24 protein-coding genes, 2 tRNA genes and 1 pseudogene are annotated in these 23,796 nt (G+C 29.3%); 9 read left to right on the top strand and 18 right to left on the bottom strand.

Features of this window, described 5'->3' with window-relative positions; genetic code table 11:
* The first annotated feature begins 90 nt into the window (after nt 1–90).
* A tRNA-Leu gene (locus AJN64_RS00880) sits at nt 91–177 on the top strand.
* 10 nt (nt 178–187) lie between these two features.
* Nucleotides 188–262: transfer RNA gene (locus tag AJN64_RS00875), tRNA-Gly, on the top strand.
* A gap of 30 nt (nt 263–292) precedes the next feature.
* On the opposite strand, the gene abc-f is transcribed toward AJN64_RS00875, so the two are convergent.
* From abc-f to pheS, 10 genes are all read right to left on the bottom strand, one after another.
* Entirely contained in the window at nt 293–2,224 is a 1,932-nt protein-coding gene (gene abc-f, locus AJN64_RS00870; protein WP_044794296.1) for a ribosomal protection-like ABC-F family protein, read from the bottom strand.
* Nucleotides 2,225–2,227: 3 nt separating this feature from the next.
* On the bottom strand, nt 2,228–3,517 hold the full coding sequence (locus AJN64_RS00865) for a sensor histidine kinase (protein WP_053872270.1): 1,290 nt from the start codon (nt 3,515–3,517) through the stop codon (nt 2,228–2,230).
* A complete protein-coding gene (locus AJN64_RS00860; RefSeq protein ID WP_004305935.1) occupies nt 3,511–4,173 on the bottom strand; it encodes a response regulator transcription factor in 663 nt (220 codons plus the stop codon). The genes AJN64_RS00865 and AJN64_RS00860 overlap by 7 nt, the downstream gene beginning before the upstream one ends.
* Complete coding sequence (serA, locus tag AJN64_RS00855) at nt 4,160–5,743, bottom strand: phosphoglycerate dehydrogenase (protein WP_044780500.1); 1,584 nt, start codon at nt 5,741–5,743, stop codon at nt 4,160–4,162. The genes AJN64_RS00860 and serA overlap by 14 nt, the downstream gene beginning before the upstream one ends.
* Nucleotides 5,740–6,228, bottom strand: coding sequence for a hypothetical protein (locus tag AJN64_RS00850; RefSeq protein ID WP_070292545.1), 489 nt, complete (start codon nt 6,226–6,228; stop codon nt 5,740–5,742). Before AJN64_RS00850 ends, serA begins: the two co-directional genes overlap by 4 nt.
* Nucleotides 6,228–7,898, bottom strand: a complete 1,671-nt coding sequence (locus AJN64_RS00845) for a 30S ribosomal protein S1 (protein ID WP_070292544.1) — start codon at nt 7,896–7,898, stop codon at nt 6,228–6,230. The genes AJN64_RS00850 and AJN64_RS00845 overlap by 1 nt, the downstream gene beginning before the upstream one ends.
* A gap of 132 nt (nt 7,899–8,030) precedes the next feature.
* The gene (locus tag AJN64_RS00840) at nt 8,031–8,864 is read right to left on the bottom strand and encodes a 4-hydroxy-3-methylbut-2-enyl diphosphate reductase (protein ID WP_002861592.1); all 834 of its coding nucleotides are present in this window, start codon (nt 8,862–8,864) and stop codon (nt 8,031–8,033) included.
* The gene (gene aroA, locus AJN64_RS00835) at nt 8,854–10,140 is read right to left on the bottom strand and encodes a 3-phosphoshikimate 1-carboxyvinyltransferase (protein WP_070292543.1); all 1,287 of its coding nucleotides are present in this window, start codon (nt 10,138–10,140) and stop codon (nt 8,854–8,856) included. The genes AJN64_RS00840 and aroA overlap by 11 nt, the downstream gene beginning before the upstream one ends.
* Nucleotides 10,137–12,458, bottom strand: coding sequence for a phenylalanine--tRNA ligase subunit beta (pheT, locus tag AJN64_RS00830; protein ID WP_044780503.1), 2,322 nt, complete (start codon nt 12,456–12,458; stop codon nt 10,137–10,139). Before pheT ends, aroA begins: the two co-directional genes overlap by 4 nt.
* On the bottom strand, nt 12,455–13,447 hold the full coding sequence (gene pheS, locus AJN64_RS00825; protein WP_004305945.1) for a phenylalanine--tRNA ligase subunit alpha: 993 nt from the start codon (nt 13,445–13,447) through the stop codon (nt 12,455–12,457). The genes pheT and pheS overlap by 4 nt, the downstream gene beginning before the upstream one ends.
* A 123-nt stretch (nt 13,448–13,570) precedes the next feature.
* Between pheS and AJN64_RS00820 the strand changes: the two genes are divergently transcribed.
* Entirely contained in the window at nt 13,571–13,936 is a 366-nt protein-coding gene (locus AJN64_RS00820) for a histidine triad nucleotide-binding protein (RefSeq protein WP_002857192.1), read from the top strand.
* A gap of 29 nt (nt 13,937–13,965) precedes the next feature.
* Here the strand turns inward: AJN64_RS00820 and AJN64_RS00815 are convergent, their stop codons facing one another.
* Nucleotides 13,966–14,535, bottom strand: a complete 570-nt coding sequence (locus AJN64_RS00815; protein ID WP_004305949.1) for a DJ-1 family glyoxalase III — start codon at nt 14,533–14,535, stop codon at nt 13,966–13,968.
* Nucleotides 14,528–14,707 carry a hypothetical protein gene (locus AJN64_RS00810; RefSeq protein ID WP_072224015.1) on the bottom strand — a complete coding sequence of 60 codons (180 nt, stop codon included), beginning with the start codon at nt 14,705–14,707 and terminating at the stop codon, nt 14,528–14,530. Before AJN64_RS00810 ends, AJN64_RS00815 begins: the two co-directional genes overlap by 8 nt.
* 82 nt (nt 14,708–14,789) lie before the next feature.
* On the opposite strand from AJN64_RS00810, the gene AJN64_RS00805 reads away from it, so the two are divergent.
* Together AJN64_RS00805 and AJN64_RS00800 are read left to right on the top strand one after the other, a co-directional pair.
* Nucleotides 14,790–15,533 (top strand): amino acid ABC transporter permease, encoded by a 744-nt coding sequence (locus AJN64_RS00805; protein WP_002861598.1) that lies wholly within the window; start codon nt 14,790–14,792, stop codon nt 15,531–15,533.
* Nucleotides 15,526–16,257 (top strand): amino acid ABC transporter ATP-binding protein, encoded by a 732-nt coding sequence (locus AJN64_RS00800; RefSeq protein ID WP_002861599.1) that lies wholly within the window; start codon nt 15,526–15,528, stop codon nt 16,255–16,257. Before AJN64_RS00805 ends, AJN64_RS00800 begins: the two co-directional genes overlap by 8 nt.
* A gap of 20 nt (nt 16,258–16,277) precedes the next feature.
* Here AJN64_RS00800 and AJN64_RS00795 read toward each other — a convergent pair whose 3' ends face one another.
* The 4 genes from AJN64_RS00795 to AJN64_RS00780 all read right to left on the bottom strand — a co-directional run bounded on the left by AJN64_RS00795 (nt 16,278) and on the right by AJN64_RS00780 (nt 20,282).
* Nucleotides 16,278–17,744, bottom strand: a complete 1,467-nt coding sequence (locus AJN64_RS00795; protein WP_002865337.1) for an alanine/glycine:cation symporter family protein — start codon at nt 17,742–17,744, stop codon at nt 16,278–16,280.
* Between the two features lie 103 nt (nt 17,745–17,847).
* The gene (locus AJN64_RS00790) at nt 17,848–18,315 is read right to left on the bottom strand and encodes a tRNA (cytidine(34)-2'-O)-methyltransferase (protein WP_053872821.1); all 468 of its coding nucleotides are present in this window, start codon (nt 18,313–18,315) and stop codon (nt 17,848–17,850) included.
* A gap of 2 nt (nt 18,316–18,317) precedes the next feature.
* On the bottom strand, nt 18,318–19,304 hold the full coding sequence (locus AJN64_RS00785) for an alanine racemase (RefSeq protein ID WP_002861602.1): 987 nt from the start codon (nt 19,302–19,304) through the stop codon (nt 18,318–18,320).
* Nucleotides 19,305–20,282 carry a murein L,D-transpeptidase family protein gene (locus tag AJN64_RS00780; RefSeq protein ID WP_004305957.1) on the bottom strand — a complete coding sequence of 326 codons (978 nt, stop codon included), beginning with the start codon at nt 20,280–20,282 and terminating at the stop codon, nt 19,305–19,307. It abuts the gene before it with no gap.
* Nucleotides 20,283–20,438: 156 nt separating this feature from the next.
* Here AJN64_RS00780 and AJN64_RS09165 point away from each other — a divergent pair.
* The 4 genes and pseudogenes from AJN64_RS09165 (at nt 20,439) to AJN64_RS00755 (ending at nt 22,400) form a co-directional block, all read left to right on the top strand.
* Nucleotides 20,439–20,881: pseudogene (locus tag AJN64_RS09165) on the top strand (hypothetical protein).
* A gap of 86 nt (nt 20,882–20,967) precedes the next feature.
* A complete protein-coding gene (locus AJN64_RS00765) occupies nt 20,968–21,387 on the top strand; it encodes a copper chaperone PCu(A)C (protein ID WP_053872822.1) in 420 nt (139 codons plus the stop codon).
* A gap of 3 nt (nt 21,388–21,390) precedes the next feature.
* Nucleotides 21,391–21,843, top strand: coding sequence for a hypothetical protein (locus tag AJN64_RS00760; RefSeq protein WP_053872823.1), 453 nt, complete (start codon nt 21,391–21,393; stop codon nt 21,841–21,843).
* Nucleotides 21,840–22,400 carry an SCO family protein gene (locus AJN64_RS00755; RefSeq protein ID WP_070292541.1) on the top strand — a complete coding sequence of 187 codons (561 nt, stop codon included), beginning with the start codon at nt 21,840–21,842 and terminating at the stop codon, nt 22,398–22,400. Before AJN64_RS00760 ends, AJN64_RS00755 begins: the two co-directional genes overlap by 4 nt.
* Nucleotides 22,401–22,406: 6 nt before the next feature.
* Here AJN64_RS00755 and cysM read toward each other — a convergent pair whose 3' ends face one another.
* Both cysM and AJN64_RS00745 read right to left on the bottom strand, forming a co-directional pair.
* Nucleotides 22,407–23,306 carry a cysteine synthase B gene (gene cysM / locus AJN64_RS00750; protein ID WP_070210065.1) on the bottom strand — a complete coding sequence of 300 codons (900 nt, stop codon included), beginning with the start codon at nt 23,304–23,306 and terminating at the stop codon, nt 22,407–22,409.
* 126 nt (nt 23,307–23,432) lie between these two features.
* Nucleotides 23,433–23,729 (bottom strand): HU family DNA-binding protein, encoded by a 297-nt coding sequence (locus tag AJN64_RS00745; protein ID WP_002861608.1) that lies wholly within the window; start codon nt 23,727–23,729, stop codon nt 23,433–23,435.
* Between the last annotated feature and the right edge of the window lie 67 nt (nt 23,730–23,796).

Here is a 23,796-nt window from a genome sequence, read left to right as displayed (position 1 = left end):
TTTTATATAATCTTTTTGAAAATACTTTTTATTTTTAAAGTATTTTTTAGTCTAAAAAAGTATAATTTCAACTTTAAATCTTAAAAATGAGCCCGAGTGGTGAAACTGGTAGACGCGCCAGACTCAAAATCTGGTAAGGGCAACCTTGTGTCGGTTCGAGTCCGACCTCGGGCACCACTTATTTTTTGCGGGAATAGCTCAGGGGTAGAGCACAACCTTGCCAAGGTTGGGGTCGCGAGTTCGAATCTCGTTTCCCGCTCCATAGAGTAAAAAAATATAAAATCTTTATTAATTATAAATTCTCACTTTTCTCTAATACTAAAAAATACTCATTTTCTAGAATTTCAAGTTCTTTTTGCATTACTTCAAGCTCTTGATAAAGCTTGTTAATACCTATTTCTTGATATACATTTGGATCGGATAAATCTTGATTTAATTTAGCTATCTTTTGCTCTAAAAAATCTATTTTTTCAGGATGGTTTTTTAATATCTCATTTTCTTTGTAGCTCAATTTTTTAGAGCTTTTTTCTTTTTGGTTATTATTTTGCTCTTGGGTTTGAAGCTCTAAAGCAAAATTATCCAATTCTTCAATTTCTTTTTCATTTTCAAGATATTCAGTATAAAGAGTGTGTAAAATATTTATATATCCATTTCCCTCAAAAGTATAAAGTTTTGTTGCGATTTTATCAACAAAATATCTATCGTGTGATACTAGCAAAATAGCCCCTTCAAAACTGAGTAAATATTCTTCTAATATATTAATCGTAGCTATATCAAGATCATTAGTTGGCTCATCTAAAATCAAAACATCATATTCTTTAGTAAAAAGCAAGGCTAAAGCAACGCGATTTTTCTCTCCGCCACTTAAAAGAGCTACGCTTTTATCTAAAAATTCCTTAGGAAATAAAAAATTTTTCAAATATCCATAAACATGCATATTTTTACCACGAACTTCAACCCTATCTCCTCCATTGGGACAAAAAATTTCAAGCAAGCTTTTATCAGAATTTACCAAGCTTCTAGCCTGATCAAAATATCCTATCTTAAGCTCTCCGCGTTTTATTTCACCGCTATCTTGTTTTATTTGCCCTATAAGAATTTTTAACAATGTCGATTTTCCACAACCATTTCTTCCTACGATAGCTATGCGTTCACCTTGTAAAACACGCGTTGAAAAATCTTTAAAAAGATTTTTATTGTTTATATTTTTGCTTATATTTTTAAGCTCAAAAAGCATTTTTTTACGATTGATCGTTTTTTCTCCATTAAAATTTAAAGCCGCTCTTGAAATTTCAAGTTTTAAGCGTTTGATTGCTCCGGGATTTTTTTTCGCTTCTTCACGCATTTTGAAAATACGTTCTTTTCGTCCTTCATTTCTTTTAAGTCTTGCTTTAACCCCTCTTCTAAGCCATTCTTCTTCACTTTTTAATTGCTTTAAAAGAGCTTCATGGCTCTTAGCAAGGCTTTGTAAAATTTGTGTTTTTTTCTCTAAATAGTTTGCATATCCGCCTTTAAAAATACTAAGTTTACCCTGCTCTATTTCTACACACTTGTGTGCTATAGCGTCAATAAAATATCTATCATGGGAAATAAAAATCACACACATCTTTGAATTTTTTAGCAATTCTTCCAAAAAGCTTGTCATATATACATCTAAATGATTAGTTGGTTCATCAAGCAATAAAATATCAGGATTTTTTAGTAAAAGTATGCAAAGTCCAACGCGACGTATCTCTCCACCACTTAAAGTAGATATAATGCGACTTTCATACTCAAGCAAACTAAATTCTTTTAAAACGCGTATTATTTTAGATTCTATATTCCAAGCATCTTTACTATCAATCAAAGTCATAAGCGTATCTATTTTTTTAAGATAATCTTTATTGCTAGGATCTTCTTCTAATTTTTTATGCAGTATTTCATATTCTTCTAAGGCATTGTAAATTTCTGCAAGCTCTTGCTTGATAGCTTCTTTTACACTTAAATTTGCATTAAAATCAACGGTTTGTGAAAGCATGGCTATGCTTTTTCCATTTTGTCTTATTACTCTACCGCTATCTAAAGGAAGTGTGCCTAAAAGCGTTTTTAAAAAAGTAGTTTTCCCTTCTCCATTTTTGCCTATAATGGCAATCTTTTCTCCCTCGTTTGCACTAAAATTTGCTTCATTTAAAACTATTTTGTCTCCAAATTTTTTTGAAGCTTCGATTAAATCTATAAGAGCCATTTTTTATCCTTGACTGAGTTTAAAGCTAAAACTAGAACCATAGCCTAAAGTGCTAGAAATTTCAAGATAACTTTTATGTATATTTAAAATTTTCTTTACTAAAAAAAGTCCCAAACCAAAAGAATTATCGCTTTTTACATCAATTTTATAAAATTTTTTTGTAATCAATTTTATTTTATCTTCTTCTATGCCTTTTCCAAAATCTTGCACTATTATTTTTTGATCTCTTGCTGTTAAAATGACTTCTTTTTGACTATATTTTAAAGCATTAGAAAGCAAATTTATAATCACTTGCTCGATTAAAAATTCATCAGCCTTAACTTTCGTGCTTTTACCTTGCAATACAACTCTTTCAAAGCCTGGGTTTTTAGTGATTTTTTCACACAGAGAAAAAAGATCAAATTCTTGCATCTGTAAGGCTTCACTATTAAGATTAAAAACAAAATTAAGCTTATGGGTCAAAGCATTAAGCTTAATGCTTTGACGCGAAATTTTTTCTAGCAATTCCTTTTTTAATTTTTTATCTTCCAATTTCTCATCTTTTAGCATCTCTAAGCTAAGATCAATCACGCTTAATGGATTTTTAAGCTCATGAGAAATAGCAGAAATCACACTAGCAAGCTGAGTATTTTTTAAAGTGATTTTATCGCTTTGTTTTTTATTTTTCTGGGTATTCTTTAGAATTTTATCCTTAGTTTTTAAAAGCTTCTCATTTAGCAAATTAAATTCTTTAAACATTCCTTTTTCTAATATAACAACTTTATGATCCCCTATAGAATCTAAAAAATCCAAAATTTTATTAAAATTTTTCTCTATTCTTCTACCTAGCAACAACATTAAAATAAAAACAAACAGCAAGGACACTCCAAAACCGATTGCCATTTTTGTCCAAAAAAGTTCTAAATCTAAAAAACGAGGATAAACAATAATAATATATTTATATCCTTTGTAAATAAAGCTTTTAGTGAGAATTTTTTTTGAATCGAAATTTAAAATTTTTCCTTCTTTAAGATTAGAAAAAAAATCAGGATTTTTTACAGAACTTATTTTCATATCATTGTTTAGGATAATAAAATCAGCCCTAGTATCTTTAGCAAAATCCTTGATATTAGCATCATTTAAATGTTCTAAGAGAGAAAATTTTAAAACATCATCAAGGCTTTTGATTTTTTGCTCATATTGTTTTATAAGCAAGAAATTAAGATAAGAGTTAGTAAAAGTACAAAAAATAAACCCAAAAATCAAAGCCAATACAACAAAAAAAACTATAAAAATATTTTTAGTTTTTAGCATAATTTATAGCCAACACCTCTAACGCTTATAATATGATCTTTTAGTTTTGGAAATTTATTTCTAAGTCTTGTTAGAGCTATATTGATTGTTTTATCACTTGTAGTATCATCTTTCCAAACGCTTTCGCTTAAAAATTGTCTAGTAAGCAAGGTATTTGGATTTTCAAAAAAATATTTTAAAAGCTCATAGTCAAGATTTGAGATTTCTAATTTTTGATTTTTGTAAAAGAATTCATAATTAGCCAAATCTAAAATAAAATCACCAAAAGATAGTTTTTCTTCTTCTTTTTTATGGCGTTTTAAAATTGCTTTAATGCGAAGCAAAAGCTCATTAAAATCAAAAGGTTTACAAACATAATCATCACAACCACTTTCAAAGCCTTCGAGCAAATCTTGATGCAAAGCCTTGGCTGTAAGAAAAATAACTGCTTCTTTATATCCTTGCTCTCTTAAATCTTGAATTTTTTCTAAAGAATCTCCACTGGGCAAATTTCTATCGACTATTAAAAGATCGATTTGCTCATTATCGAGCAAATCTTCAACTCCAAAAAAATCCACTAAAGATATAACTTCATAACCACTAGATTTTAACTTTAAAACAAGCAGTTCGTTTAAATCTATATCATCTTCTATAATTAAAATTTTAAATTTCAACATATTGGACAAATACACACGCCTCTAATTGTTTTAGTTCATCTAATACTTCTTTCTGAACTTTTTCATCAATCAAAACAACAGCCAAAGCATACCCAAAACCATCTCTACCAAGCCTAAAATCAGCTATATTGATATTTTTAGCTGCCAAAACGGAGCTGATTTTAGCTATAACTCCTGGTATGTCTTTGTTTTTAAAAATAATCATTTTCCCTTTTGGCTTAAAATCAGTTTTAAAGCCATTTAATCCAACTATGCGTTGTTCATTTTCATTAAACACTGTTCCTGAAACACTGATATTTGAATTTTCGGTGATAATTTTAACGCTAAGTTTATTATTATAACCACTATTTGGAAGAGTTTCGCAAGATAATTCAACTCCTTTTTCTTTGGCAACAAATTCTGCATTAACATAATTAATTTTCTCTCCTAAAATTCCACCCAAAGCACCAACAGCTGCAAAGGTTAGCATAGAATTTGCATACTCGCCAATAATTCCTTCAGCCTCTAATTTAATACTTTTTATAGGATTTTTATCAATTTGAACAGCTAAAAAAGCCATTTTAGAAACAAGTTCTATATAAGGAGCTACAAAAGGTGGTAAATCTTCGGTTTTAATTGGCAAATTTAAGGCATTAGGATAAGCCACGCCTCGTGCTGCACTTAGTGCTTGCTCACAAGCTTCTCTTGCGATATTGTCTTGACTTTCTAAAGTATTTGCTCCTAGGTGAGAAGTAACTGAAATATTTTCAAAGTCTAAAAGAGGATGATTAGTCGCAGGTTCTTTATTGAATACATCTATACCAAGCCATGCTATTTTACCACTTTTTAAACCTTCATATAAAGCCTCTTCTGTGTACAATCCTCCGCGAGCACAATTTATTAATCTTATTCCATCTTTCATTTTTGCAATTTCTTGCTTTCCTATCATACCATTGGTTTCTTTGGTTTTTGGTGTGTGAATGGTAATAAAATCACTTTTTTCTAAAATTTCATCCAAATTTTTTGCTTGCTCCATATCTAAATCTGTAATCTTAGAAGCAGAAATATACGGATCGTAGGCTAAAATTTTCATACCAAATGCTTTAGCACGGATAGCTACTCTTGAACCTATATTTCCAAAACCTATAACCCCTAGCGTTTTGTTCATCAATTCAATGCCATACCATTTTTCTCTTTCCCATTTTCTTTCAATTTTTAAAAAATTATGAGCATTGACAAAGCTTCTAGCTGATGTTAAAAGATGTACCATTGTTAGTTCAACTGCGGCAATAGTATTTGCAGTTGGGACATTCATCACAATCACTCCTCTTTTAGAACACTCTGGAATATCAACATTATCTACGCCCACCCCAGCACGCACAAGCGCTTTTAATTTTTTGGCATGATTTAAGAAATTTATATCTACATCTGTAGAACTTCTAGTAATAGCAACTTCAACATCGCTTAGCATTTGCATAAGTTCATCTTTTGGAACTTTTGCAGCTTCTATAAGCTCAATATCTTCAGCTTTTCTTAGAATATCGATACCTTTATCCAAAATAGCATCACATACTATAATCTTTTTTTTCATAACCAAATTTCCTTTACTTCTGTATTTATTTTATATTTTTTTAATTCTTTCATAATATCATCTATAAGTTTTTCATTACCTGTATCCAAAAAGATTTCTGGACTATCACCTGATTTAAGAAGAAAATACTTCACATTAAAAGAATTTAAAGTCTGTCTTAAGCAAAACATAGAATAAATATCATATTTTCCAACTATAAGTTGATAATATTTATTTTTCTCCTTAAGCTCGCTAGTATCCGCATCAAAATATAAGGTAAATTTTTCTGCTGCTGGGGTAAAATCTCGTGTAGGCCATTTTGCTAATTCTTCTTGCCATGAAAGATCTTGATTTTGGGTTTGAATGCTTGGCTGCGTATTTGTATCTTTAGTAAATTGTGGAATGAAATTTACATTAGCTTTAAATTGCCAAAGCAGTGTAAAAACAACAGCAAGCAAAATGAGTAATAAAATACTCAAAATGCTTATTGTAATGTATTTTTTCATTAAGTTAGCTGATCTTTAATGATATCACCTAAAGTCACTTTATCATCATTATTGATTTCATTAAGAACTTCTCTTTCTTTCATTCTAATAAGATTTTTAATACTTAGGCGAATTCTATTTTTCTTTTCATCAATAAAAACTATAGCAGCTTCAATATCGTCGCCAATTTTCAAATTTTCAAGCATAGAAGTGCTTATATCTTCTTTATGAATTAAAGCATCAACATTTTTACTTAGCTCTACAAAAACACCAAAATCTTTAATATCACGGATAGCGCCTTTTACAATATCGCCGACTTTATGAATTTTGGCATATTCTTGCACTGGAGAACTGCTTAATTCTTTTGTGCTTAATGATATTTTTTGGTTTTCTTCGTCTATTTTGATAATTTTTACTTTGATTTTATCCCCTTGGGAGAATTTATCTTTGCACTTATCGTTTCTATCCCAAGAAGCATCTTCATTATGCAATAAACCTTCAATACCGCCAAGTTTAACAAATGCACCAAAAGAAGTTACCGAGGTAATTTCTCCTTCAACCACATCTGCAATTTTGTAAGATTTCATAAATTCATCAAAAGGTCTAGAAAGTAAATTTCTTAAAGATACTCTTAAGCGTCTTTCATTCGGATTGATTTCAATTACTTCAACATCAATTTCTTGACCTTTGTTGATATAATCTTTTGGATTTTTGATGTTTTTATCCCAAGAAATTTCACTGATATGTAAAAATCCTTCTATATCATTTCCTAAATCTACAAAAGCACCATAAGGCTCTATATTTGATACTATTACTTTAATGGTATCACCTACATCAAGAGTATCTTTTATCTCGCTCCATGGATCAGGTAAAGCCGCTTTTATAGATAAGGATAAATGTTTGCGTTCTTTATCATACTTTATTACTTTAACTGGAACTTTATCGCCCTCTTTATAAAGTGTTCCAGGATTTACAGGTCCTTTGTAAGAAATTTCGCTGTAATGAACAAGGCCATCAACACCTCCTACATCTACAAACATACCATAAGTGGTAATTTTTTTCACAATACCTTCAATTAAATCTTCTTGTTGTGCTACATTATTGATCAATTCTTTGCGTTTTCTTCTCTCCTCATCTAAAGTTTTTTTACGAGAAACAATGATACTTTGCTCATCTTTGTCGATTTTAATAATTTTAACTTTAAACGTTTTGCCTATAATGTTATTTGTTTCTTTGAAGCCATATTGAGATTTTGGCAAGAAAAATTCAACATCATTTTCATCAACAACTATCAATCCGCCTTTATTTTTTCCAACTACTTTTACGGTAAAAATATCATCTTGATTTTCTTGGTAGTTTTTAATAAATTCAATAACTTTTTCTTTTCTCAAAGCTTTTTTATGAGAAAGTAAAGATCTGCCACCACGAGAACCCATAACAGAAACTTTAATACTATCGCCTACATTAAATAATAACTTAGAATTGTCATCTTGTATTTCGCTAAGAGCTAAAATACCTTCAGATTTTTTACCTATATCTACATAAACTTCATCATTTTTGATCTCTACAATCACACCCTCTGTTGTAGCCTCTTCTCTTGATTTATCAAAAGCCTCTAAAAGCTGTCCAAAATCTTCTTCCTCAAGATAATCGTCTACAATGCCTTGAACTTTTTTGTTCACCTCGCTCATTATGGTCCTTTAAAATAATTTTTAGAAATTGATTGATTTTACCTTATTTTTCTTTAATTAGTGTTAAGTTTTTTTATTTTTGTTAATTTTTTTTAAATTTTTGACTTTTTTATTCTATATTGAAAACATTTTTTAATTAATTTTAAAATTTTCTATTTTGGCGATAACTTTTTGTATGATCCAATCAGGAGTACTAGCACCTGCACTAATACCACAATGTTTTTTATCTAAAAACCATTCTTTTTTTAACTCTTCTTCGGTTTCAATTAGATAACTATCTTCACAATTGGTTTTTGCAATCAAAAAAAGTTGTTTTGTATTGGCTGAGTTTTTACCCCCTACAACAACCATAACATCACTTTTAAGCGAGAGTTCTTTAATGGCATCTTGATTTTTAAAGGTTGCATCACATATAGTATTAAAAACTCTTACTTCTTTGGTTTTAAGTATTAAAAAATTTACTATCTCCATAAAATGTTCAGGCTTCTTAGTTGTTTGGCTTACTACAGCTATTTTATTAGGAAGTTTTATATGTTGAAGCTCTTTTTTATCCAAAACTACATAAGCTTTTGTGCTTACATAACTTTTTACTCCTTTAACTTCGGGATGATTTTCATCTCCAAAAATAACAACTTCATAACCCTCCTTGCTCATTTGCTCGCAAATTTGTTGTGGCTTTGTAACAAAAGGACAAGTGGCATCAAAAATTTCTATATCTTTTTTTCTCAATTCTTCTAAATCTTGCTTTGTAATACCATGAGTTCTTATAATAGCCTTTTTTTCATTGCTTAAAGCTTTTATATTTTCCAAAGTTTTGACATTAAAATTTTTTTGTAAACGAGAAATTTCTTCGTTATTATGAATAAGAGGACCTATAGTTGCGGCATCTTTTATTTGTTCTGCTTTTTTAATAGCTCTTTTAACACCAAAACAAAAACCATAGTTTTTTGCTAATTCAATAATCAATCCTAGCTCCTAAATTTGATAAAATCTCTATAAAATTTGGAAAAGAAGTTTTTATACAATCACTATCATCAATCTCAACTCCACAAAGCAAACCTAAAATAGCAAAACTCATAGCAATACGGTGATCCCCATAGCTTTTAATTTTTGAAGATTTTAGTTCGCATCCACCTTCTATTTCAAAACCATCATCAAGTTCTCTAGCTTCAACACCACAAAGCTTTAGATTTTCAACCATCGCAGCAATCCTATCGCTTTCTTTAACGCGCAATTCTTTAGCATTTATTAAACTAGATTTACCCTTAGCTAAAGCAAAAGCTATGGCCAAAGCAGGCGCTTCATCTATCAACCAAGCGATATTATCTTTAACTTCTATGCCATTAAGCTTGCTAGACTCTACCCTGATCTCACCAATAGTTTCAAAATCATTTTGAGTTATTGTCATTTCAAGTTTGGCGCCCATTTTTTGCAAAATTTTATACGCCTCTATACGAGTAGGATTAAGTAAAATATTTTTTAAAACAATTTGAGATTTAGGCAAAATAATAGCTACTAAAGCAAAATAGAAAGCCGAAGAAGGATCATTAGGAATGATTATATTTTGAGCTTTTAAAGGTTTTTTTAAAGGACTTATTTCAAGACTTAAGCCATCATTACTAACCCTTATCGGAGCTTTCATAGCCTTTAACATGTTTTCACTATGATTTCGACTAAGAGAAATTTCACTAAAAGTGCATACATTATCAGCTCTAAAAGCAGATAAAATCATAGCTGTTTTAACTTGAGCTGAAGAAATTTCGCTTTTATAGTTAAAAGCTTTTAAATTTTGACCTTCTATACAAAGTGGAGCTAAATTTGCCTCATTTCTTCCATAAATTCTAGCGCCTATTTGAGTAAGTGGTTTGTTTATCCTTCTCATAGGACGATTATTCAAATACTTATCTCCACTTAAAACAAAAAAACCAGAAATTCCTGCTAAAAATCCTATCATCAAACGCATAGCAGTTCCTGAATTTCCACAGTCTAAAATACAATTTGGAGATAAAATTTCTTTAGGGGGTATAATTTTGACGCAAGAATCTTTTTCTTCAATTTTAGCTCCAAGATTTTTTATAATTTCAAGAGTGTTTAAAGTATCTTGAGCTAAGAGATAATTTTGAGCCTTATTTTCTTCTTGTGTTAAAAGCGAAAATATAGCAAAACGATGAGATATGCTTTTATCTGCTGCTATATTTTCAAGTGTAGCATTTACAGGGGTTTGCAATTTGTAAATTTTCATCTTAAACCAAGACCCAAATTTTTAAGAGTATTTAAAATTTTATCCATGCATTCATTTACTTGATTATCTTCTAAAGTTTTATTTATATCCCTAAAAGAAAAACTTATGGTAATGCTATAAAATTCTTTAAGGTTTTCATCGCTATAAATATCAACTAAACGAAAATTTTCAAGTATTTCTAAATTTAATTCTTCGATACAATTTTTAATCTGATTGTATTCAAAACCTTTAGGTATTAACACGCTAAGATCTCTGGTGATAGCTGGGAATTTGGAATAAGGCTTAGCTATTTTAAAATCTTGCTTAATTAAATCTAAATCAAGTTCGCAAATATATGTTTTTGGCAAATCTCTCTCATTTTCTATTTTTAAATGCAAACGGCCTATAAAACCTACTTTAATATCTGATAGATAAATATCTGCTTGTTCATAAGGGCTTAAAATATTATATTTTGATGATTTTAGTTTAAAATCGCCTATAATATTTTTAATGTCTAAAAGAAAATCATAAAATTGCACCGATTCAGGTTTTGCCTTGTTGGAAATTTTAGCTTCTTCTTTTAAGCCAGAATGGATAAATGCGATACGATTTAATTCTTGATTATTGACATTGAAAACAACCCCTAGTTCAAAAAGTTTAATAATTTTTTTAGAATTTTTTGCATTTAAACTTGCTGCATTCAATAAATGATTTAAAAGGGTTGTTCTTAAAGTATTAAGTTCTGCTGTAATTGGATTGATTAGTTTTAATTTAACAGAGTCAAAACCCAATCTTTTAAGTTCTTCTTCATTGTCTAAAACATAATGTAAGCTTTCAAAATAACCACTAGCTACTGCTCTTTTCCTTAAATTTAAAAACTCAATATAATTTTTATATGCAGAATTTAAACGATTTTTTTCTACAAATTCTAAACCCTTGGAAGCAATATTATCAATACCTATAATTCTTACAACTTCTTCGCAAATATCTGATAAATTTTTAATATCAGGACGATGTAAAGGTGCTTTAACATTTATAAGCCCTTCGCCTGAAAGTATAAGTTCAAAACCTAATTTTTTCAATATTTTTAATACTTCATCTTTATCAACATTTTGCCCTATTATATCGCCAATACTTTCAATACTTATTGGTATGATTGGTAATTCTTTGTCGGTTAAAATTTGTTGAGAAGAACTATAAATAACAAGATTTGGAATCTGCTCAAAAATACTAAGTAAAAAATCCATTCCTAAATTTAATTTAGGCTCACTTCCCCTAAAACTTCTATAAAGTATTTTTTCATCTTGATCTTTATGATATATTTTAGCATCTGCAATCACCAATGGATCGGTATAATTAGCCTCAATAATAATTATTTTAGAATCATCTTTGCATCTACTTTCATTATTTTGGAAAATTCCGCTAAAGCTTAAAAGTTTATCTTTGTAAGATACTTTTGTTTCTCCATGCATTTGCTTGCTTAAATTGATGGTAAATTCTTCATCTTTTTCAGAAAAACTACTTAAATCATAAGCATTAAAAAGAACACCAGTTGAATGCGTTGCATAATTTAATAAATTTTCTATGGAATTTTTTCCCAAACTTTCAATTTGAGCAAGTCTTAAACTAAGCAATAAATTTGTTTGAATTTCTTCTTTTAGCTCTATGGCTCGATAATTATAAAGTCCATTAAGTTCTTTCTCAGCTGCTAAGCGCAAAATTCTACCAATACCTAAAACATTTTCACTTTCTTTGAATGGTTTTGGTTCTTTTAAATTTAAATTTAAAGCTGTAGCTAAATCACGAGCAATGCCATAAATACTTAAACAATCACCCCTATTAGGAGTAAGTTCTACTTCTATTAGCTCATCATTAAAAATTTCATAAGTATTTAAAGGTCTCCCAAGTTCTAATTTCCCTATACTCTCATCTAAAAGCATAATTCCTTCATTGATTTTTTCAAAACCCAGTTCTAAACTAGAACAAAGCATACCACAAGAATCCACTCCTCGTAATTTTGCTTCTTTTATTTCCATACCGTTTGGCATGATAGCACCTTTAGTTGCAACAGCTACAAATTGTCCTGCATCAACATTCGCAGCACCGCAGACAATTTGCAAGGTTTCACTTCCGATATCAACTTGACAAATGCTTAATTTATCTGAATTTTCATGTTTAATTTTTTCCTTAACATAGCCTACAACAACTTTATCTGGAGCCTTTAAAGCGCCAACTCTATCAACTTCTATACCTATAGAGTTTAAAGTTTTAGCTATTTTATCTGAACTTATTTCTTCAAGTTCTAACCAATCATTCAACCAACTTTTAGTAATTATCATCTAAACTGCTCCAATAATCTTAAATCACCTTCAAATAAAGATCTTAAATCTGGAATTTGATGCAAAAGCATTGCAAAACGTTCTACTCCTAATCCAAAAGCATAGCCACTTACATTTTCATAACCAACAAAATTATAAACATTAGGATCAACTATTCCACATCCTAAAACTTCGAGCCAACCTGTATGTTTGCAAACTCTACAACCCTTTCCTTTGCAAAATACACAAGAAATATCAACTTCAGCAGAAGGTTCTGTAAATGGAAAAAAACTTGGACGAAAACGAACTTTCACATCTCCAAACATATAACGCAAAAAATCTTCCAATACACTTTTTAAATTTGCAAAGCTAACCTTTTGCCCTTCTTCCACTACAAGGACTTCAACTTGATGAAACATAGGAGTATGCGTAATATCAAAATCTCTTCTAAATACAGCACCAGGGGCTATCATCCTAATAGGAGGTTTTTGTGCAAGCATTGTCCGTATTTGCACTGGCGAAGTTTGTGTTCTTAAAAGCCTTTTATCATCAAAATAAAAGGTATCTTGCATATCTCTTGCAGGGTGAGATTTAGGTAAATTCAACGCTTCAAAATTATGAAAGTCATCTTCTATTAAAGGCCCTTTTTCTATGCTAAAATTCAAAGCTATAAAATACTCTATGATTTTATCCATGGTACTCATAACAGGATGCAAGGCACCTGTTGTAATACTTTCATCAAAATAGTTAAAATTTAAAGCATCTTGTTTCATTCTTTCTTCTAAAGCAAGATTTTCCAAATCTTTAAATTTAGCTAAATAAGCCTCATTAAATATTTCTTTTTGTGCATTTAGTTTAGCAGCAAATTCTTTTTTCGCCTCATCTTCTAACTCTTTAAGCTTTGTAAAGCCTTCTGTTAAAATACCTTTTTTTCCAAGAACGGAAATCCTAATAGCTTCCAAATCATTTAAATTCTCACATTTTTGAATCTGTTCTATAAAATTTTGCAATTTTCTTACCTTAAAATAAAATATTTCAAGTTCTAATTCTATTAAAAACTATTTTAAATTCAGCATAAAAACCAAACTTTAAAGATATAATTGTATCAAACCAACAATAAAAAAGGATAAATAATGCAAGAAAAAACAATTTTTGAACTCATAGTTGAAGGTAAACTTCCATGCAATAAAGTGCTTGAAAGTGACGATTTTCTAGCATTTCATGATATTGCACCCAAAGCACCCATACATATACTTATAATCCCTAAAAAACATTTTAAAGACTTTCAAGAATTTGATCCTGAACTTATGGCCAAAATGACAAGTTTTATACAAGAATTAGCTGTTCTTTTAGGCGTAGATAAAAGTGGATATCGCTTGGTAACAAACTGTGGAAAAAATAGCGGACAAGAAGTTTTTCATTTGCATTTTCATATGCTTGGAGGTTTTGAACTGCCTAAGGAAAAAACAAAAAAAGAAAATCCTCAAGCTTTATTTTAATTTAAATGGTAGAAAAACTACCATTTAAATTATTTTGTCAGAGGTAGCAACATTCCCTCGTATAATTTTTGATAAATTTCATCACCGCATAACTTTTTAGCTAGTTCTAAACCAAAAAGAATTGCCGTAGCTGGACCTGCTGAAGTTATAACATTTTTATTTACAACTACAGCCTTGTTAACACGATTTCCATTAAGTCCAACTTCACAACTAGGATAGCAAGCAAACTCGCCCTCTAAAACACCTGCTTCATTTAAGACTATAGGAGAAGCACAGATTGCGGCAACAATTTTATTGTTGCTATGAAGTTGTTTAATGATATTTAAAATAATATTTGAATTCTTAAGATTCATCATACCTTCAAAGCCACCCGCCAAAGCAATGGCATCTAAATTTTCTATATCAACATCCTCTATAGAACAATCTGCTTTTATACTAATGCCATTAGCACCCTTTACTAATAACTCACTATTTAACGAAGCTATAACAACTTCCAAATCCGGATTTAATTCTCTTGCTCGTTTTAAAACATCTGCAATTCCTATAAATTCAGCTTCTTCAAAACCTTGAGCCAATGGAATTAATACTTTTTTACTCATTTTGTTCTCCTTTTTTATATTTTTTAAATCTTTCTTCTCTTTCTTTGTTTTTTTGCATCATTTGATGATTGAATCCTATGACCAAAACAATCATTAAAAACACAAAAATAACTATTAGAATGAAATTTAAAATTTCCATAAATACAACCTTATTTTTAGGAAATTCTAACATATTTTTTTAAATCTTTAGAGAAAATTCAAAGATATTTCTATAAAATCTTTTTTTAAATAATTTCTCTGAAAAGGTTTACAAATTGAATCAGAAAAATATAAGAATTTTTGTTTTTTTTGTTATTATTATTTTATGGGGCTATTTTTCTTTCCCGATAGAAATATTAAAAATTCAAGATCCTAGTGGAGTTGTAAGCTATGGCTATACAGAAAACGCAAAAGCTTATTTAAAAAGTTATCTTATTACGCTTTTATTAACTGCTTGTGCTGTTATTATCGGAGTGATTATTGGTTTTAGCTTAGCTATTTTACGCTTCTCTAAATTTAAAACACTTAATTTTATTATAGATGAATATATAGACATTATACGAGGAACACCAGTAATTTTACAATTGATGATTTTTGCTTTTGTAATTTTTACTTTTATAGATAACCTTTATGCAGCCATTCTTGCACTAGGACTTAATAGCTCGGCTTATATAGCAGAAATTGTAAGAAGTGGCATTAATAGTGTGGATAAAGGACAAATGGAAGCTGCAAGAGCAATGGGACTTGATTACAAAACTTCAATGAAAGAAATTATTCTTCCTCAGGCTACTAAAAACATTCTACCTGCATTAGCTAATGAATTTATTTCTTTATTTAAGGAAACTTCTGTTGTAGGATTTATTAGTGTTGTTGATATTACCATGCAAAGTCAAAGCTTGCAAGCCGTACTTTACAATCCAAAACCTATTATTTTCACTGGACTTGTTTATTACGTAAGTGTAAAAATTTTTAGTTATTTTGCAAAAAAACTTGAACTTAGGATGAATAAAAATGATTGAAGTTAAAAATTTACAAAAAAAATATGGAGAATTAGAAGTTTTAAAAAATATTAACACTACAATCTCAAAAGGCGATGTAATAGCTATCATAGGTCCAAGTGGAGGCGGAAAAAGTACATTTTTACGCTGCATCAATCGCTTAGAAGTAGCTGATAGTGGGGAAATTTTAATCAATAAGCAAAACATACTTGATAAAGAAATTGATATTAATAAGATCAGGCAAAAAGTTAGCATGGTATTTCAGCATTTTAATCTTTTTGCTAATAAAAATGTTATGGAAAATTTATGTTTAACGCCCATTAAAACAGGAATTTTAAGTCAAGAAGAAGCCATAAAAAAAGCAAAAATACTTCTTGCTAAGGTGGGTTTAGCAGACAAAGAAAATATAATGCCCCATAAGCTCTCTGGTGGACAAAAACAACGCATAGCTATTGCTAGAAGCTTGATGATGAATCCTGATGTTATTTTATTTGATGAGCCTACTTCAGCTCTAGATCCTGAAATGATAGGCGAGGTTCTAAGCATTATGAAAGATGTTGCAAAAGAAGGTTTAACTATGCTTGTGGTAACCCATGAAATGGGTTTTGCTAGAAATGTTGCCAATCGTATATTTTTTATGGATAAAGGAAAAATTGCTGTTGATGCAAGCCCTAAAGAAGTATTTGAAAATCCTAGTAATGAAAGATTGAGAGAATTTTTAAACAAGGTTTTAAATCATTCATAAGCCATTAAGGCTTATGAATTTTAATCCCAACATTCAGCGTTTTTAATTCCAAGTTTACTAGCGTTAAATTTAGGATCTATACCAGATTTTTGTTGCGTATTAAAATCTTTTAAAACTTTATTTACTATACCACCTAAAAGCAATAAAGATATAATATTTGTCGTTGCCATGAAAGCCATAGTCAAATCAGCCAAATTCCAAGCAAGTTTTAAATTCATTTGCGAGCCTATAAAAATCATAGCTACAGCTGTAATTCTAAACAAATTCATTACAAATTTGGAATTTGTTAAATATTTAACATTAGCTTGAGCATAATAATAATTTCCTATTAAAGAAGTTATTGCAAAAAGAACAATAGCTATAGTAATAAAATGGATTCCAAAGCTACCATAATACTCACGCATAGCTTCTTGAACTAAAGGCATTCCACCATCGATTTTACTTTCTCCAAGTCCTAAATATGCCATAGAAAAAAGAACTAAAAATCCAGAACTTGTACAAACAACAACATCAATTAAAACTGAAAAGGCTTGTATAACACCTTGTTTAGCTGGATGACTTGTCAAAGCTGCTGCAGCTGCATTAGGTGCCGAGCCCATACCTGCTTCATTTGAAAAAAGTCCTCTTTTAATCCCTATAACTAAAGCAGAACCAGCAAAACCACCAAAAATCGCTTTAAAATCAAAAGCACTTTGTAAAATCATATGAACCACAGAAGGAATTTTATCAAAATTCATTAAAACAGCAATCACGGCAAGTAAAACATAAGCTAAAGCCATAAAAGGAACAATTAAAGAACTAATTTTACCTATTTTAGTATGGTGAGAAAAAAACATCCATGCACCAAAAATAGTTAAAACAATACCAATAATCATTGGCCAAGAACTTGATGCAAAATCTACAGCAGCATTTGGATTAAACATATCATAATAAACTTTAAAAGACGAAGTCATTGTTTGACTTTGAAGTCCGTTAAATCCATAAGCATAAGTAATAATAAGAATAAAAGCAAAAAAAGCTCCAAAAAAATGTGAGCCTAAGGCTTTTTTTATATAATAAGCTGGACCACCTTTAAAACCACCTGTATCATCTTTTGATTTGTAAACTTGAGCTAAGGTACTTTCAGCAAATGCTGAGGCACCACCAAAAAATGCCATAACCCACATCCAAAATAAAGCACCAGCGCCACCTGTAGCCAATGCCAAAGAAATTCCAGCGATATTTCCTATACCAACTCTAGAAGCAGTTGAGATCATCAATGCCTGAAAAGGTGAAATATGTTCTTTAGTGTGTCCTTCGTTTTTTTCTGTAAGAATTTTAAATACAGAACTCAACATACGAAACTGAACAAAGCGAGTTAAAAAACTATAATAAAGCCCACAAACAATAAGTAAAACTACCATAATAATGTCTGTATTTGGGACAATCTTATTAGCTATAATATCAGACGCTTTATTGGCAAAATCTAGCATAATATCTAAATTCATCCAAACTCCTCAAAAAATAATCTAAATTTTACTTTAACATAATTTTTATAAAAAGGACTTTATGATTTTATTTGTTTTAAGTTATTGTGTAAATTTGAAACTTTTAAGAAACAAAATTGCTAAAATTTTGTCTTAAAGCTTCATAAGAAATTATACCAACGCTTGTAGCTAAATTTAAACTTCTTCCATAAGATTTCATAGGTATAGTTATAGCATTTTCCCAATTTATTTGCATTAATTCCATAGGTAAGCCATAACTCTCACTTCCAAAGAATAAGAAATCATTTTTTTGAAATTCTGCATCAAAATAAGCTTTTTGACTCTTAGTTGTTGCGAAAAAAAAGCGATTTTTATAAATAATATTTTCATTTAAAAATTCTTCAAGATTCTCCCAAATAATAGGCTCTAATTTATCCCAGTAATCAAGCCCTGCTCTTCTAACAGCTTTTTGAGAAACATCAAAAACAGTTGGTTTAACAATATGAAGTTTAAAACCAGCATTAAAGCACATTCTACCTATACTACCTGTATTTTGCGGTATTCTAGGGTGAACTAAAACTATATTAAACATATTTATACTAAAACTCTTTGAATGTTAGGGTTTAATTTTACTAAAATTTCATAGTTAATAGTATGAAAAAAATCAGCCCAAATATCAGCATCTTTAAACACGCAAATTTCCTCGCCAGAATTTTCACAAGAAAAACTATCCATTGACATCTTTCCAAGTATTACTTTTCCATTTCCAAGCACTAACTCCCCTTTTCCATTGTAACGGAAAAGACCATCAGCATAACCCAAATCATAAGTTGCTACTTCCATATCCTTTGCAGCAGTAAAAATGCCTCCATATCCTATACTCTGTCCTTTTTGTAAAATCCTTTGACTTAATCTATGAGCATACAAACTTAAAACTCTTTTTAAATTTGATTCCCCGTAACCAAATTGAACAAGCCCAACTCTACAATATTCATCTTCAGGAATTTTCCCTCTAAATAATGCTGCAGAATTATGCGAATGAAATAATAAATTTGAAAAATATTTTTTTACTATCTTTTTAGCTTTTTGAAAATTTTCTTTTTGAACAAAAAAACTTCCATCCATTTCATCTGCACTAGCAAAATGTGTAAACATTCCAGTAAGTTTTAAATCACTACTTCGAATAAGATTTATAGCATGCTCTAAATTTTCTACACAAATTCCGTTGCGATGCATGCCTGTATCTATTTTTAGATGTATTTTTATATCTTGCTTGTATTTTTTTACTTGGGAAATATCATTTAAAGCATAAATAAATCGAGAATTTTCATTACCATGAGGACGATGTGATAGTATTAATATATTCTCAAAAAATTCTTCGATTTCTTGAGCTTCTTCTTCACTCTTAACAGCAACAAAAGAAACTCCTAAATTTTTGGCTAATGGAGCTAAAAGCTTAGCTCCATGTCCATATGCATTATCTTTAAAAACGCAAATTAATCTTTGAAAACTCCCTATTTTTTTAGCAATATGTCTTAAATTATATTCATAAGCTTTTTGATCAATTTTTATTAAAGACATTTATTGCTCTGCTAAAATTTTCATTTTACCTTTACTATCTATCTTAACGTATAAAATTTTATCGCCTCTAAACTGATAGTTTTTAGTGTAATAATCCTCATAAAATGAAATTCTATACATAGTTTCATTTTCTAAATTCGGATAAGGGCTGATATTAATATCTGAAAATTTAATCTTTTTATCTTCTTTACGAGAAAAAATAGATTTTTTCATGGAAGCAAACTGTTCAAATTTCATTTTATCAAAACGTTTAAATTCTTGCTCATCATAAAAACTTAAATAGGTATTAGTATCACTATTTGTCCAAGCTAGTTTCCATGTAAAAAGATCAGCCAATAAACTAGCTATTTGATCCTTTTTAGCTCTAATTTTTTCTTTTTCTTCTGTCATAACAAAAACTTTTTTGTCTTGCACAACTTGTGCAAATTTCTCCAAATTGTTATTAAATAAAGCAATACACCCTCTTGTTTTAAATTCATCAAGTCTAGAACCATCTAAAGGATAGCCATGGATCCAAATACCACCACCTGTTTTTCCTTGTACTTTATCAAGTAAATTTGGATAAGTTGTAGCAAAAGCAAAGGGACCATAATAAGGATCACCTGGATTAAACTTACGACCTAGCTCATAAAAACCTACTGGCGTTTTCAAATCTCCTTCTATTTTTTTATCGCCCATTAATCCAGTTATTATTTCTTTTTGTTCAAAATCTTTTCTTATTTTTCCATCCTCGTAAGAATAAACACGGAGAATTTTATCTGTTTTATTTGCAAGCACGATAGCAACATTATCATCATAATATCCGAGTGAAATATTTTTATCTCCTATTTCACTTAACCAAAAATCCTTTTGAGTTAATTCTTTTTCAATCGCTACGCCAACAGCATCTAACCCTTGATTAAGATAAATTTTAACAAGATCTGAGGCATGCAACATCAATGAAGAAAGTGTAATTAATAAAGTAAGTCGTTTTAACAATGTTTTTCCTTAGGTATTTCAAAATTTTTTAAGTCAAAAATGTTTGTGATTATAATATTTTTTTTCTTAAAAAATATTAATTATATTAATAATGCGACCTTATTTATGATATAATTTTTATAAATCATAAAGGCTTGTTTTAAAAGGTTGTCTATAGTGGTAAGAAATTTTTATAGAAATATCTTTTTAGGCATTTTGTTTTTAGCTTTTTATGCATTATATGATAAAAAGAAAGTATATTTATGCCAAGATCTAGCTTGTGACTTAAATTTACAAGATTGTGTTTTTTCTTTTAATAAAAAAATATTGAAGTTTCAGCCTACCCAAAACCTATAAAAATTTTCAATAAAACTACTATAAAAATTAAAAATTCTCCTCATTATTCTAATTTAAAGATTAAAATTTATAGTTTAAATTCCTAATATAGGCGATATCATTCCTAAAAAATTTATATAGTTAATGGTGATATTCTTATAAATTTTATAGATAGAAGTATTACCAATGATTCTAGATTTAGGGTTGAATTTTTATCCAGCTGGTTTTTTCTTTGATTGTGATGTTACTATGCAAAAAATTTTCAAACAGGTAATACACATTGAAAGATTTTAAAAAATTTATATTCAAATAAAAATATTTTTTGATATAATGAACAAATATTTAATATTATAAAAATAAGGATGCAAATATGAAAAAAATTCTTCTCTTAGGCGCTCTTTTTGCTGTAAATCTTTGGGCTGTTAATGATATAGAGGTAAAAAATGCTTTTGTAAAACAAACTCCACCTCATGCGAAAAATAGTGCTATTTTTCTTACCATTTTTAATAATACTGATAAAGATATTGCTTTAATAGGCGTCAAAAGCGATATCAGTGAAGCAAGTGAACTGCATACACATATACACAAAGATGGAAAAATGATGATGCAAAAAATTCCTGAAATTATTATAAAAGCTCATTCAAGCACAGAGCTTAAATCAGGAGGTTACCATATAATGCTTTTAAAACTAAAAAAACCTATTATTAAAGATATGAAGGTAAATTTAGATTTAAAATTTAATAATCACAAAACCATAGAGTTAAAAAATATTGATTCTAAAGAATTCTAATTAATGAGAAAAATTATTTTTATCCTAGCTTTTGCTTTTGTTATTGCTACTTTATATATTATTTTTGATTTTTATATAATAAAAGATTCTCAAAAAATAACAAAAGCTGATTTTTCCACCCCATTGACTTGCGATCTTAATGTTAAAGACTGCACATATAGTTTTAATAATAAAGAAGTCTTAATTTCCCTAAATCCTAAACCCTTACAATCTTTAGATGTTACAAATCTAAAGATTGTAAATCTAGGAAATTATAACAACTTAGGAATTAAAATTTATGGATTAAATATGTATATGGGTGAAATTAAGCCTAAAATACATCGATTAAATTCAACAGACTATGAAAGCAAAATAGTTCTTGCTACTTGTGTTTTAGATACTATGCGTTTTAGGGTAGAATTTATGGATAATAATAAACCCATAGGGTTTTATTTTGATTTTGAGCTAAAAAAATGAAAAAAAATATTATTTTATTTATAGTTATAGTTGCCATTATTTTAGGTGTAATATTTTTTATTAAAAATCATCAAAATTCTTATGATTTTATCTTGAAATCAGATTTAAAAGAGGAAGCCACCCTAAAAGATTTTAAAGGAGATAAGCTTATTATCTATTTTGGATACACTTATTGCCCTGATGTTTGTCCGGCAACTCTTAGTTTAGTAGGCAAAGCCTTAAAGCAAATCAATAATCCTAAGGCTCACCTTCTTTTTATTTCTTTAGATCTAAATAGAGATAATAACTTAAGTAATACAAACGAATGGTTACGATACTTTTACCCAAAAGCAGATGCTTTAATTGTAAAAGATGAAAAAACTCTTCAAAAAATAACAAAACAATATAATGTTCAATATCAAAAAATAGATCTAAATGATTCTTTTATGGGTTATTCTATAGCACATAGCAATATGCTTTATCTTATTGATGAAAAAGGTCATTTTTATAAAGAAATTAGCGATTTAAATCCACAAGAAATTTTAAGAGAACTTAGAATTTTTCTAAATTCTCAATAATCATACTTAAGCAAAAAGATCAGTTGAGAGGTATCTTTCAGCCGTATCGTTTAGCATAGTTAAAATTCTTTTATCTGGAAATTTCTTTGCTAGCATACTTGCGGCAAATACATTTGCTCCACTTGATATACCTACCATTAAACCACTTTTGGCAAGTTCTTTGGCTGTATTTATAGCATCTTCATTACTTACCGTGATCACTTCATCTATAACTTCTTTATTTAAAATAGCAGGTATAAAATTCGCCCCTATTCCTTGTATTTTATGGCTTCCCGCTTCACCTTTGCTAAGCAATGGAGAATTTAGAGGCTCGACTCCAACAATATGCACTTTTTCTAATTTTTCTTTTAGTATTTCCCCAACTCCACTAATAGTACCGCCAGTTCCAAAACCAGCTACAAAAATATCAAGTTTATTATCCAAATCTCTTAAAATTTCTAAAGCCGTATTCTTACGATGCGCATTTTTATTTGAAATATTTTCAAATTGAGAAATCATAAAAGAATTTGGAGTATTTAACAATATTTCATTTGCTTTATCAACCGCTCCTTTCATTCCTAAATTTGCAGGAGTTAATTCTAACCTAGCGCCAAAGAGTGTTATCATTTTTCTTCTTTCTAAACTCATAGATTCAGGCATTACAGCAATAAATTTAAGTCCCAAATCTGCACAAATCATAGCCAAAGAAATTCCAGTATTCCCACTAGTTGCTTCAACTATTGTAGTATCTTGATTAATTTTTTTACTATCTAAAGCATCTTTAATCATTTCAAAAGCTGCTCTATCTTTTATAGAATGACTAGGATTTAAAAATTCGCATTTAGCAAAAACATTGATACCAAATTTTTTCAAATGTATAATGGGAGTATTTCCTATAAGCTCACTTACTTTTTCATGTACTTTCATAATTTTAATATCCTTTTTTATTTAATAATGATAGTTTTATAAAAGTTTAAAAAAATAAAGTAAATAAAAGATGCAAAATATCCGAATCAATCAAGAAAGAAGGCTAGAATTTATCTAGCCGAAGTTTTATTTTTTCTTTTTGTTGCTTGCTTTTGCAACAGCTTCTTTAAGGTTTTTACCTACCTTAAATTTTGCAACTCTTGTAGCAGGAACTTTAATTGTTTTTCCTGTGCTTGGTACTCTAGCTTCTCTAGCAGCTCTTTCTTGAGTTGAAAAAGTACCAAAACCAATAAAACTGATGCTATCACCTTTAGCTAAAACATCAGTAATAGTAGAAATAACTGCATCAGTAGCAGTAGTAGCGTCTTTTTTTGTTAGCCCAGCTGTTTGAGCAACTAATGAAATGAAATCTGCTTTAGTCATAAAAGCTCCTTTGTTTTAATTGAAACGCCTAATTTTAGCATATTTAAAAAACAATATCAAGTAAAAA

The organism is Campylobacter sp. BCW_4332, assembly GCF_001763175.1.
Taxonomy (GTDB): Bacteria; Campylobacterota; Campylobacteria; order Campylobacterales; family Campylobacteraceae; genus Campylobacter_D; species Campylobacter_D jejuni.
The sequence above is the reverse complement of the archived record's forward strand: the minus strand, read 5'-3'. Positions and strand labels throughout refer to the sequence as shown.